A 12,567-nucleotide genomic window follows, 5' to 3' on the forward strand; every position below is an offset into this window, starting at 1 on the left:
CCAGAATTCCTGCAGCTGACTGGCCTTATCGCTCCGGCCCTTTTGTCGGCCCCCTGGCAAGGCTAGCGGACGCGCAGTTTCGAAAAACTTTACCTGCGCCTGAAGCCCCACGGCATCGACGAGGAGGTTCGCGTTCCAAAGTCTTTGCGCCAGCGGTGCCTTCACGAACGCCAGCGAGGTCAGCAGCGCCGGGCTGTGCTCTTTAGGGAGAATGGGAAGCCGTGGCTCGAACGCGATTCCGTGACTGAAGCCTGTAAAGAGGAGCGGCATCAAGCTCGCGGTTGAAGATTGGTTAAGAACCATGGCGCAAATCACGCCCCGCGGGAGGAAGAGATTTATCCGACTGGCGGCAGCGCCAGTCAAAAACCTGGATTTAGGGAATTCGGCAGCTTGGACGCGATTACCCTTAGTCCCTTCTCTGGAGTGCCATCCATGACGTTTCAAAAGAGCAGCCGTGCTGTTGGAATCCTTCAGCTTGATGAAGGCCTGTCAGCCAATAAACCGCCGGAAGTTTCGGAGCTTACCTGCCTGTGGACCCCCACGACTGACGGCCCAATCGTTAAAGAAATCGTGAGGGGGGCATGGCCGGATAAAGTTATTCGTGGTGACCCGTCGCTCGAAGGCGCCTGCGTGGCAGCCGCTCGGCGCTTGGTTGAACGAGGCGCAGCCGTGATTTCTTCTGACTGCGGTTTTTTCATCCGGCATCAAGCAGCGGTCGCAGCTGCCGTCGATATTCCAGTAGCAATGTCCAGCCTGCTTCTGGTTCCCACGTTGCTGCGACAGTTGTCGCCTGCTCGTAAGCTTGCCGTTGTGACTGCTGACTCAAGACACTTCGGTGAAGATCTGCTCAGCGTGGACAATCCGACTGATCGAGCGAGAGTGGTTATCGGCGGCGTCGAAGGCGGCGAATTTCTCCGCAACGCATTGATGCGTCCTCCGGTCGATACCAAGATCGATCAGATCGAGTGCGAGGTCTTCGCTTGCGTCGCGCAACTCCGCGCTGAGCATCCTGAAATCGGGATGCTGCTGTTCGAATGCACCGGGTTCCCCTATGTCAAAAACGCACTCCGGCGTCGTACAGGGTTACCCATTTTTGATATTACGGACCTCGGCCGGCTGACCCTTGCGTCCGTTGTCTAGCCCGCGTTCGTCGGTGGCATTGCCTGGTCGAAGCTTTCCAGAATGTAATCCTGGATGTCCATCGCGTGGCCAGATGACTACAATATAGAAACCGCATTTGACGGATGCCGCTGTTCCGGGTGAATGTCCGATAAGTCGAAGACATAAATCGGTCGCGCATTCGCTTGTCGCCGAATGCGGTTAGCGGAATGTCGCGCTTTCTAAACGATAGGCAAGCAATTGGGGTGACCTATGACCACTGCATTTTCAGCAGTTCCGCTGACGGCTCTTCCATTCCCAAAAACCGAGTATGAACGACGTCAGCTAAAAGTGTTCGAGGCGATGGAGCGAGCCAACCTCGACGCCCTCTTGGTAACCGCTCACGGCCACCTTCAGTATCTGAGCGGATATGACGGGCTCGGCGCGTATTTCATGCCGTTCCCATTAATCCTCGTACCGGGACAAAAGCCGACCTTCGTCGTCCGAGAGTATGAATTGGGTAGCGTCCGTCCAGGTAGCTGCGTCCAGGAAATACTCCCCTACAGGGAGCAGTTTGATTTTGCCCCGGTGTGCGCGGATGCTATTCGGCGATATGGCTTGACGGGGCGCACAATTGGCCTTGAGCTCGGCTGCTGGAATCTTGCGCCAGCGGACGTAGGTGCGCTTCAGGCGCAACTTCCGGATATGAAATTCGCTGATGCGACTCGTCTGGTAGCTACGGTGGCAGCTGTAAAGACGGAGATGGAACTTGAAGTGATGCGCTTCGCTATGGAAATGACTGACGTGGCCGTTCGATCGTTCCAGCGTTCTTTGCGGGAAGGCACAACGGAAGTGGAAGTGGCTGCGAACATTGATCGCGACGTCCAGAAGGCCGGAGGCGTAGTACAGGCGACTTCCTCAACCCTGTTGTTCGGCGAGCGGACGAAGCTTTCGCACGGGACCCCCAAGCAGCATCCCATCAGAAACAATGAGCCCGCATTTATCGAAATTGGTGGCGTGGAAAAGGGTTACGCATGCGGGCTGGTCAGGAGCGCCGTACTTGGTCGGCATGCCGAGACTGAACTCCTCCACAACCTTTCAATCGAAGTTCTGGAGGCGGTTATTTCTGCGATTAAGCCGGGTGCGACCGCTGGTGAAGTTGATTCCGCTGGACGAGAGGTGCTCACGCGACATGGGCGTCCTGAGTTTCTTAACCACCGGGTCGGCTACCAAACCGGCATCAGATGGGTGGAGCGCGGTAACATCAGCCTTGAGCCCGGTGCGACGGACGTGCTTGAGCCAAACATGACCTTGCATATGCCAATCATCCTGTGCGGAGAAAGTGGTTACCTGATTGGAACCAGCGAGCACGTCCTTGTGACAGAGCGAGGCGCGGAAATACTCAGCCGGACACCTCACACGCTCTATTGTGCATAAAAGCGCGGAGCTTTGCGTATCGCAAGTGGTCCAAGCCGAGGAGAACACCCGCATTTTGGCAATAGCGCCGCGCCGGGAGCGAATGTGTCGGATGTTGCGCCGCCACACGGGGTGAATCGGGTCTGCTGACCGTATTGCGGCGAAAGGCTGGGCTGACCCGGCGTCGTGGCCTGCGCTGCGAATGACGCGGCCGGTGCAACGGCCATGTTTTACCCGGCCAAGATCGCCGCCGATGCTGAGGGTTCGTGCGGGCAGAAGCCAGGCGTCAGACCACGCCTCGGGACCGACTGGCGGCGGCCGAGTTGTGGTCGAGGCCGGCATGGATCATGGCGGCGCAACCTGTCGACTTCCGCTGCAGGATTAATGGACCGACGGCTGGTGGAGCGGCTCCGGGCGGGCTTATGATCGGTATAGTCGCTGCTACATCACTACTCCGCTTCTTCAATAATATCATCATGCGGGCCTGACCGTCTGAGGTCTATCCCGACGATGCTGCGGGCCGCGCGCTTGTTTCCTTGTTCTCTGACGCGCGGCGCCTCGTTCTCGCCAGACGATCCCCGAGGTCCCTGTTGTCGCGCGACTGGTTCGTTCACTGATCTAAGTGTTCGGGAACATCCCTACCTGGAGACCGTGCTCTGCGGCGATGCGCGCCTGCCGAAGCTGTGTGGCGGCATGTCATGCGATCACTATTCCACCGGTCCAGGGACGCCAGTGCCGGAGCTGATGCCATTCTGACAGAGTTCTTTCTTGGCTTTCTGGCCATAGGCGTTCAGTCCGAGATTCGAGCTGGGCGACATGATCTCAAGTTCCCGCCTGTATCTCTCTATCGCCCGTGGTTAGTCTTCGCCCCGGTATCTGCCTTGCCGTCACAGCTCTTACCGTCAACCTGCTCGGGGAAAATCGCCGGCCATCTGAAAACGCGATGGCACCACCTCGGACTTTATATTGGCGAAATTAATACGAAGTGGCGCATAGTTGGACACGAACAAATCGAGCGAAACGAAGTGCAGATCAAAGATGTCCTGCTCGCGCCTGGCAACGGCGCATTTTTCTACGACGATCAGGAGGCCATTAGGTCCGGCGCAACCCAGGACGGCTTTATCTATGTCGGCGCACCGACAACGCCTGGGTTCAAGTCGATTCGCGTTCCAGCATCTTCGCTCAGCGTCGGGCTTGTCCTTACCGACGACGTCGTCGTTTGGGGCGATATGATGAACGTCCAGTACTCTGGTGCGGGTGGACGCGATCCTCTGTTCGACACTAAGCAAATCTCATCATTAACGTCACGCGTTGTCGCTCCGCGGCTTGTTGATGTCGATGCCTCTCATTTTCGTGATTCTTGCACAAAGGTTTTTGAACCAGTCGAACATCAGCGGTTACCTGTGGCTGTTGAGTATGGCGTGAGCCAAGCTCTTCTTCGCGCAGCCGCCCATCTTCAGCGCAAGACGATGGCGGAGATCATATGCGCGGAGTTTGGTCTGGAGCTGCCGACATGCCGGGTACCGATTTATTGCCAGAGCGGTGACGCTCGTGAAATTAACGTCGACAAGATGATTCTGAAGGGTGTGGATGTGCTTCCCCACGGCCTGATCAACTCTCGGCAGAAATTCGGCGTAGACGGTCAGACCTTCATGGAGTTCGTGAAGTGGGTCGCGAAGCGTACGCGCGAGATCGGCCGTCCCGGGTATAATCCCGTGCTGCATTTCGATGTCTATGGCTGGATCGGTCAAGAAATCGGCCTGGAACCGCAACGGGTCGCCGATTTTATCTGCAGGGTTGTCGATACCGTTCCGGGTTTTACGATCAACATCGAGTCCCCGGCGGACTTTGGTTCGACGCAAGCTCAAATTGAGAACTACGCCGAGATCGTATCCATTTTGGACAGCCGAGGTTCCAGTGCTCGAATTGTCGTCGATGAGAGGTGCAACACGCTTGAGGATATTCGGCTCTTTGCCGAAGCGAGAGCCGCGCATCTCATTCAAATCAAGACGCCCGATGTTGGCTCATTGGCTGACACGGCACATGCCGTGCTCCTGTGCAAGGAGAACAAGGTAGGCGCGTACGTTGGAGGAAGCTGTACCGAGACAGATCTCTCTGCCCAAGCTTCTGTCCACATATCGGTGGCGACCCAGGCAGACATGATGCTTGCGAAGCCTGGAATGGGTGTCGACGAGGCATTCTCAATAGTTGGGAACGAACAAAATCGGTTGCTGGCTATGCTGAACCGTCGTCGAATTCAAAACGAAAACGTTGGATGAAAACACGGTGTCGCATGCAGAAGTCTCTTGAGGGGATCACCGTCGTTGCCGTGGAGCAGGCGGTTGCTGCGCCTTACGCTTCGTCTCGCCTTGCTGATGCCGGCGCCCGGGTGATCAAGATCGAGAGGCCCGAAGGGGATTTTGCCAGAAATTACGACAAGTTGGTGCGGGGTCAGAGCGCTTACTTCGTCTGGCTCAACCGGGGTAAGGAGTCGGTCTGTCTGGACTTGAGATCTGAGGCGGACCGCGCCGTTCTGGACACGCTCATTGCCGGTGCCGACGTTTTGATCCAAAATCTAAAGCCGGGCAGTATCGAAAAATTGGGTTTCGGGTCTGCGGATCTGCGTCGACGTTTTCCGCGGCTGATCACCTGCGATATCTCTGGTTTCGGGGAGCAGGGGCCGTATTCCCACTTGAAGGCTTATGATCTCATCGTCCAGGCCGAAACTGGTCTGTGTGCGATCACCGGCAACCAACAAGGACCCGCGCGTGTTGGGGTCTCGGTTTGCGACATTTCGGCCGGCATGACAGCACATAGCGCCATTCTTCAGGCGCTGTATCACCGCGAGGTCACCGGTGAAGGCACCAGCATCCAAGTGTCACTGTTCGATGCCGTCGCCGACTGGATGAATGTTCCTGTTTTGCAAAACGACTACAGCGGCTACCATACGTTACGCGCCGGCGTGAAACACCCATCGCTTGCGCCGTATGGCGCCTACCGTTGTGCCGATGGCAAAGAGGTCATCTTTTCAGTTCAGAACGACCGCGAATGGGTGAATTTTTGCGAGAAGTTTCTTAAGCAGCCTGGGCTTACACGCGCATCTGGTTTTGCTGATAATATGGAGCGTCTCAGTCACCGTGCGCAGCTTGATGAGATCATTGACCGCCGGTTTTCCGAACTATCCTGCCACCAAGCGATGCAGGAGCTTGAGGCGGCCGGCCTTGCATATGGCCGACTGAACGAAGTGGTGGATGTATCAAGGCATCCTCATATTCGCAGGGTCGAGGTTGGAACACCCGAAGGAACCGTCAAAACGATAGCGCCGGCGGCAATTTTCGATTCGCAGCACCCCTCGCTGCGACCAGTTCCGGCTCTTGGCGCTCATACCGAGGCTGTCCGCGAGGAGGTTCTGGGGCTTTTGCGCGAAAGAGCCGCGTCAGCGTGAGCGCGCGCCTGAGTAAGGTGAGTGCGCTCGCGGTTTGCGAAAAGTCTGTGTACCTCGGATCATCTCAACGCGTCGGCCATCCAGCAAGCCCACTGCCGTCATGCTCGCTACGATTGATTGCAGAGGCGACTCCGTGATCAAGGACACTTTTCCAGCCGTTGAAAGCGCGATGTCTGTACCTCGCTGGAGATCCCTGCTCTTCGTACCCACTCACGTACCGCGCTTTGTGGAGACGGCCCATGAGCGGGGTGCGGATGGCGTCATACTGGACCTCGAGGATTCCGTTCCCCTGGATCAGAAAGGAGAGGCACGGCGGCAGCTTCCTGAATGCGTGGCAAAGGTGGGCCGGAAAGGGGCATCTGTTTTGGTCCGCGTTAATCATGGTTTGCGCGCTTTGGCGGCGGATCTTGATGCAGCAGTGATAGCGGGTGTTGACGCGCTTGTTCTTCCGAAGACGGATTCGGCAGAGTGGGTATTACAGATCGCGAATGCAGTTTCAGAACTTGAACGGGAAAGAAGTCTTGCGCCGGGACGCATCCGGTTCCTCGCTCAAATCGAGACTCCGGGCGCCTTGCAAAGGCTTGCCGCCATTGCGTCGGCGCATCCAAGGATGGTCGCAATGGCGCTTGGTCCTGAAGACTTCAGTGCCGCTGTCGGCGGTGCCCCGGAATTTGATCTGCTCCTGGCCCCGAACCTTGCCGTGCTGTTCGCTGCCCGCGCGGCCGGATTGCTCCCTTTGGGCTTTATTGGAAGCGTTGGCGAGTTCTCAGACACCCATAGACTTCGTGAAACCGCGGCGCATGCGCGGCGGCTTGGCTTTGCCGGAGCTTTGGCGATCCACCCGGCACAAGTGGCCATCTTCAATGAGGCCTTCTCGCCGAGCGCACAGGAGATCGAGTGGGCCCGTCGTGTTCTCGCGGCGGAAAAAGATGCGGCAGGGCAGGGCCGAGGCGCTTTCGCCTTGGATGGAAAGATGATCGATCCACCGGTGATCCGAAGGGCCCAAGAAATTACCGCCTGGGGTCCGGAACCGACTTGGGTGTTTGAGCCTTCTGCGGCTGGTTTAGAGCAGACTTAGTGCGCCCTGGCACAATTATTGCTGTCGCGCCATCGCATTTCGAGATAGATTACATAAATTGGAGTTCGCCCTCGGAAGAGTACCCGTGGAAATTAGGCAGTTAAGATACTTCGTTGGCGTGGTCGAAGCAGGCAGTTTCACCAAGGCCGCTGGCTTTCTGAATGTCGCCCAGAGTGCGCTGAGTCTGCATGTGCGCCAATTGGAGGAAGGCTTCGGCACTCAGCTGCTGATACGCGACAGGACCGGCGTGAGCGTGACGGCGTCAGGAGCCAAACTGCTCGAGCGGGCGCGGGCAATTCTCAAAGAAATTCGACTTACCGAGGTGGAATTGACCAACACAGCCGCTTCCCCTGCCGGGGAGGTGACTATTGGCATTCCGTCTGGAGCTGCTCGCGTCCTGAGCGGTCCGCTGCTTGAGGCGGTGAGACACGAACTGCCCAAGGTGTCCCTCAAGATGGTCGAGGGTATGACGGGACCGCTAGAGGAATGGATGGCGGCTGGACGCTTCAATCTGGCGGTTCTGTACCGCACAGCAGACAGTGTGGGGCGAATGACGGTGCTAGCGCGCGAAGACCTTTGTCTGGTAGTTCCGTCCGGCGAGCCACCGTTTGAAGATGCGATATCTCTGGCCGACCTGCATGCATTCCCCCTGGCGGTTCCCATGCGCAACAACAATGTCAGGCGTTCGGTGGCTGATGTCGTTGCACAACACGGTTGCGCGCTGGACGTCAGGTTTGAAGTGGACTCCCTCTCAACGATCATCAACATGGTCGTAGAGGGAAAAGCGCATTCTATTCTCGCCCCGTCTGCGGTTCAGAAAGAAGCCTCCCAAGGGCTGGTCCGGACTGTCAAGATCGTCGATCCGGTGATTACTCGGTCCGTGGTGCTCGCTGTAAATCCCAAAGATGAGCGTTCTGCGGCCGTTTCTGCGGTCCGCAAGCTCATTCCGAAGGTCGCCAGAAAATTGATTGAAATCCGGGACTGGGCGGCGGTGGCGCCTGAGGCGACCTGACAAACTAACCTGTAAAGCTGGGCATGATCTTTTGCGGCCATTAGGACCAGCCGATCTGGATTCCAGATGGATTTCGGCAATATTCGATATTTGACCCGCCGCGACCATCGCGATGAAACTGGCTCAAGCGAGTTCAGCAGTTTCGATATCGAAACTGCGCTCGTATGCAAGAATTCAGTCAAGTGGAGCCCGCGATGTCCGACGCCAAGAGTTACGAGCTCTTCATTAATGGCAAATGGCGAGCCGGTGGTAGCCGAACCACTTTGCCGGTGATCAACCCGGCGACGGAGAAGGTATTTGCCTCAGTGGCCTCGGCTACGGTTTCAGACTTGGATGAAGCTCTTGCTTCGGCAGAACGCAGCCGCAAGGCGTGGTCCTCACGACCCGCCAAAGAGCGTGGCGAGATACTCGTCTCTGCCGCCAGCATTCTGGCAGAGAAAGCTGGCGCCGCAGCCAGGGACCTGTCGTCCGAACAGGGAAAGACGATTGCCGAAGCAACAGGAGAGTACGCGCGCGCAGTCGAAACGCTGGAATGGAATGGACGGCATGCCGATGAGTTGTCGACCCCGATTCCGTTGGGTCCGAACAGGATGATCGTCCCGGAGGCCCTCGGTGTCGTCGCTGCCTTTACGCCGTGGAACTATCCAGCCGTTCTCATCGCCCGCAAGCTCGGCCCCGCGCTGGCGGCAGGCTGCCCGGTGATCCTCAAAGGGGCCGAAGAGACGCCAAGCGTGGCTGTCCATATCGTGGAATCTTTGCGTCAAGCAGGGATACCGGAAGGCGTGGTCAACCTGGTGTTCGGTGTTCCTGTGCATATATCACGGCATCTGCTCAGTTCGCCAATTGTCAAAGTCTTGACGTTCACGGGGTCGACCGCTGTTGGGAAACAGCTGGCCACACTGGCCGCGAATAATCTGCAGCGCTGCATCCTTGAGCTCGGTGGACATTCCCCGGTTATTGTGTGCGAAGATGCCGACCTGGCAACGGCGATACCGGCTATTTCGGAATACAAATTCGAGTGCGCGGGCCAGAGTTGTAATGCGCCCAGCAGGATTCTTGTCGCCCGATCCCGCTATGAGGAATTCCTGTTCCGGATGACGGAGGCGGTCCGAAAAATCAGGATCGGTCCACCGGATGACCCTGCAACGCAGATGGGTCCCATGGCAAACGCGCGGCGAATCGAGGCCATGCAACGCCTGACCAAAGATGCGGTAGAGGGCGGCGCCCAAATCGAGACCGGTGGCATCCCCCTTGACCGACCGGGGTTTTACTGGCCGCCAACCATCCTGACTGGCGTACCGAAGGAAGCGAGAGTGCTTCATGAAGAGCCGTTCGGACCAATTCTCACCATGGCTCCTTTCGATACGATCGAAGAGGCGATCGATGAAGCCAACGCCACGGAGTACGGTCTGGCCGCCTACTTGTTTACTGGCGCGGCCGATACGCAACAGAGGCTTGTGGGCGGTCTTTCTGCGGGCGCTGTTAGTGTGAATTACCTGAAAGGGGTTTCCGCTGATGCCCCTTATGGAGGGGTCAAGCAAAGCGGCTATGGATATGAAGGCGGCGAGCAGGGGGTGCGAAGCTTCCAGATTCTGAAAATGGTCAATGGCCTCGGTTCATTTGGATAAAATCCGGTGGGAAACAGAACACGGACCATGGCCGGTAGCGACATCACAAGGAGCGTCGCCGACGCCCTTCAGTACATCTCGTACTATCATCCTCCAGATTATATCCGGTCTCTTTCTCACGCATACACGCGAGAACAGAGCCCGTCGGCGAAGAATGCCATAGGTCAGATTCTGCTGAACTCCCGCATGGCGGCCTTTGGGCGGCGCCCGATTTGTCAGGACACCGGACTTGTGGTTGTCTTCGCAAAGGTCGGCATGGATGCCCGCATTAAGTCAACAGCCAGTTTCGCGGATCTTGTGAATGAGGGCGTACGTCAAGCCTATCTCGATCCGGACAATCCCCTTCGGGGATCGATCGTTGCGGATCCCCTCGCTAGACGGGTCAACACCCGCGACAACACACCGGCAGTTGTCCATGTCGACCTGGTGCAAGGTAACCAGATTGAGATCACCATCGCCGCGAAAGGCGGCGGGTCGGAGAACAAGGCACGTTTTACCACTCTCAATCCCAGCGCCTCCGTTTCCGACTGGGTGGTGAATACCGTTTCGACCCTTGGCAGCGGGTGGTGTCCACCTGGACTGATCTCTGTCGGCATCGGTGGTAGCGCTGAAAAGGCGATGCTGCTGGCCAAGGAGGCCATGAACGAGCCCATAGATATGGCGGAACTGATCGCAAGGGGGGCGTCAAGCGCAGAAGAGGGGCTGCGGATTGAGCTTTATGAGCGGATCAACGCGCTTGGTATCGGCGCCCAAGGCCTTGGTGGTCTGACGACAGTCGTTGACGTCAAGGTTGCGACCTATCCTACTCATGCAGCGTCCAAGCCTGTGGCGCTCATCCCGCAATGCGCCGCCAACCGGCACCTGAAGTTTACTTTGGACGGCTCTGGACCCATCAGCCTCCAGCCGCCCGATTTGCGCGAATGGCCCGACATCGGAGCCGACGAATTGAACCCAGCCGGCGTCCGGCGGGTGAATTTAGATACGCTTACGAAGGAAGAGACGGCATCGTGGCGCTGCGGTGAAACGCTCCTGCTTTCTGGAAAGATGCTGACGGGCCGTGACGCTGCCCACAAACGAATGGTCGAACTGATTGATGCCGGCAAGCCGCTCCCAGTCGATCTGAGGGGCCGCGTGATCTACTACGTCGGTCCCGTCCGGGCAGTGAGGAATGAAGTCGTTGGACCCGCCGGTCCAACAACCTCCAGCCGCTTGGACGATTTTACGGACAAGGTGCTCGCCGAAACCGGCCTTTTCGCGATGGTGGGCAAAGCGGAGAGGGGACCGGCGGCCATCGCGTCGATTGTAAGACACAGAACGCCATACCTTGCTGCAGTGGGTGGCGCTGCGTACCTGATTTCAAAGTCGATTAAGGCGGCGCGGATTGTCGCCTTTGAAGACCTGGGCATGGAAGCCATCTATGAATTCGATGTGCAGGACATGCCCGTCGTCATGGCTGTCGATGTTGAGGGAAACTCCATTCACAATTCCGGGCCTCTTGAGTGGCGTAAGCGTATGGCGGCCGACAGCATCGCACGCAACATCGGTGTTTGAGTCTTTCCGGTTGGGCGATTTCGGCCAGACCCGAGCGCCAAATTATCGGGCAAGCCATAAGACGAGGGGCATTTGCGGTGCCCTGCGCCTCCGCGAGCCGGCCAAGCAAGGCCTTCAATTCACCCTAATAGTTGAATGTGCGAGTGAATACTGCATTGAGTATGCCGTCCATGCGATCGAGGGTCGAATGCAGTCGCGCGTCTATCAAGTACGGCAGCGAGATTCAAGAAAATCGGTTATCTATTTATCATGGTCTCCGCCGCCGCCGACTATTCTCTCCAGCTGCACCATTGCCCCGTTGGGCGTTGGGGCGATAGCCAAATTACTTCTGCAGCTTTTCTCAGCGGATCGCTCACCCTCAGCTGATTTTCTTACCCATTCTAGCACATCTCGGGCCTGGAACGGATGCCTTCCACTACTACATTCGGTCGTTTCTATTGATAATAGATTGATCGGCACACGGCGCGCTGTCGATCGCTGCTTGAGAGCAACAGGTTATGAAATCGAAACCCGATCCCGTGCAACTCGACAGTTGGGACCTGCGGATCCTCTCCGAAATTCAGGCAGACGGTCGGATTTCAAAAAGTGAGCTTGCAAAACGAGTTCATCTTTCGGCGTCCGCCTGTTCGGAGCGGCTCCGAGCACTCAAGGCCGCGGGGATTATTGAGGGATTTTATGCGCGGCTGAGTCCTGCCCTCATCGGCGGCATGATCTTTGTGATGGTGGAGGTCGTGCTGGATCGTCATCGTCTTGAGGACCAACGACACTTCGAAACTGCTATCCAAGACATTCCGGAAATCCTGGACTGCTGGGCAATTGGGGGGCGCGTGGATTATCTGATGCGGGTCGCATCTCGTTCTATGGCCGCCTATCAGGATTTCATGGAGGGACTGCTGCAGGCAGGCTTGGGGATTGATCAATACTATAGCCTTGTCGTCACGAAACCAGTGAAGTCCAATTCACCGATACCTTTGTCCGCCCTGAGGCAACGGTAAACCCAAAAGCTAAGTTTCAACGGCGTTTGGCACGGATCCCGTAGATTCGTCGGCAAAAGGCACCCATTCCGACGAAACTCAAGGGACATTTGCGGTATACTAATTGCTGGAAAAAGGTGGCCAAGCGCTATCCGCCAGTTGATCGCGAGCAAGGACGATGCGCTTGAGCAATCTGGAACCGATCTATTCCAGGAGAGGATCGAAGCAGCCATCGGACGCACTTGGCCAGCACGGTTGCGGCGAGAGCCAAACCGGATCGTGCCTGGTCGATATCTACGATGCGAAGTGCCGAAAAATGCCTCTACCGCTACCTCAAGGGGGGCTTTCGCCCTGGATCAGTGGCG

The 12,567-nt window shown here is 57.3% G+C and carries 9 protein-coding genes; all 9 read left to right on the forward strand.

What is annotated here, in order from left to right; genetic code table 11:
• Window positions 1-432: 432 nt before the first annotated feature.
• The 9 genes from P3C39_RS31435 (at window position 433) to P3C39_RS31475 (ending at window position 12,223) form a co-directional block, all read left to right on the forward strand.
• A complete protein-coding gene (locus tag P3C39_RS31435) occupies window positions 433-1,140 on the forward strand; it encodes a hypothetical protein (RefSeq protein ID WP_164781870.1) in 708 nt (235 codons plus the stop codon).
• Between the two features lie 231 nt (window positions 1,141-1,371).
• Window positions 1,372-2,535: a Xaa-Pro peptidase family protein gene (locus P3C39_RS31440; protein ID WP_127383227.1), complete on the forward strand. Its 1,164-nt coding sequence runs from the start codon at window positions 1,372-1,374 to the stop codon at window positions 2,533-2,535.
• A gap of 1,004 nt (window positions 2,536-3,539) precedes the next feature.
• Entirely contained in the window at window positions 3,540-4,793 is a 1,254-nt protein-coding gene (locus P3C39_RS31445) for a methylaspartate ammonia-lyase (protein WP_127811318.1), read from the forward strand.
• Window positions 4,794-4,807: 14 nt separating this feature from the next.
• Complete coding sequence (locus P3C39_RS31450; RefSeq protein WP_275954948.1) at window positions 4,808-5,959, forward strand: CaiB/BaiF CoA-transferase family protein; 1,152 nt, start codon at window positions 4,808-4,810, stop codon at window positions 5,957-5,959.
• 133 nt (window positions 5,960-6,092) lie between these two features.
• Window positions 6,093-7,037 (forward strand): CoA ester lyase, encoded by a 945-nt coding sequence (locus P3C39_RS31455; protein WP_245481855.1) that lies wholly within the window; start codon window positions 6,093-6,095, stop codon window positions 7,035-7,037.
• An 85-nt stretch (window positions 7,038-7,122) separates the two neighbouring features.
• Window positions 7,123-8,049 carry a LysR family transcriptional regulator gene (locus tag P3C39_RS31460; RefSeq protein ID WP_127808946.1) on the forward strand — a complete coding sequence of 309 codons (927 nt, stop codon included), beginning with the start codon at window positions 7,123-7,125 and terminating at the stop codon, window positions 8,047-8,049.
• Between the two features lie 194 nt (window positions 8,050-8,243).
• Window positions 8,244-9,677 (forward strand): NAD-dependent succinate-semialdehyde dehydrogenase, encoded by a 1,434-nt coding sequence (locus P3C39_RS31465; RefSeq protein WP_275954947.1) that lies wholly within the window; start codon window positions 8,244-8,246, stop codon window positions 9,675-9,677.
• Between the two features lie 27 nt (window positions 9,678-9,704).
• Window positions 9,705-11,228, forward strand: coding sequence for a fumarate hydratase (locus P3C39_RS31470; RefSeq protein WP_127862797.1), 1,524 nt, complete (start codon window positions 9,705-9,707; stop codon window positions 11,226-11,228).
• Window positions 11,229-11,725: 497 nt separating this feature from the next.
• Window positions 11,726-12,223, forward strand: coding sequence for an Lrp/AsnC family transcriptional regulator (locus tag P3C39_RS31475; RefSeq protein ID WP_063169306.1), 498 nt, complete (start codon window positions 11,726-11,728; stop codon window positions 12,221-12,223).
• Window positions 12,224-12,567 lie beyond the last annotated feature (344 nt).

The organism is Mesorhizobium sp. XAP4 (assembly GCF_029269325.1).
GTDB lineage: Bacteria > Pseudomonadota > Alphaproteobacteria > Rhizobiales > Rhizobiaceae > Mesorhizobium > Mesorhizobium ciceri.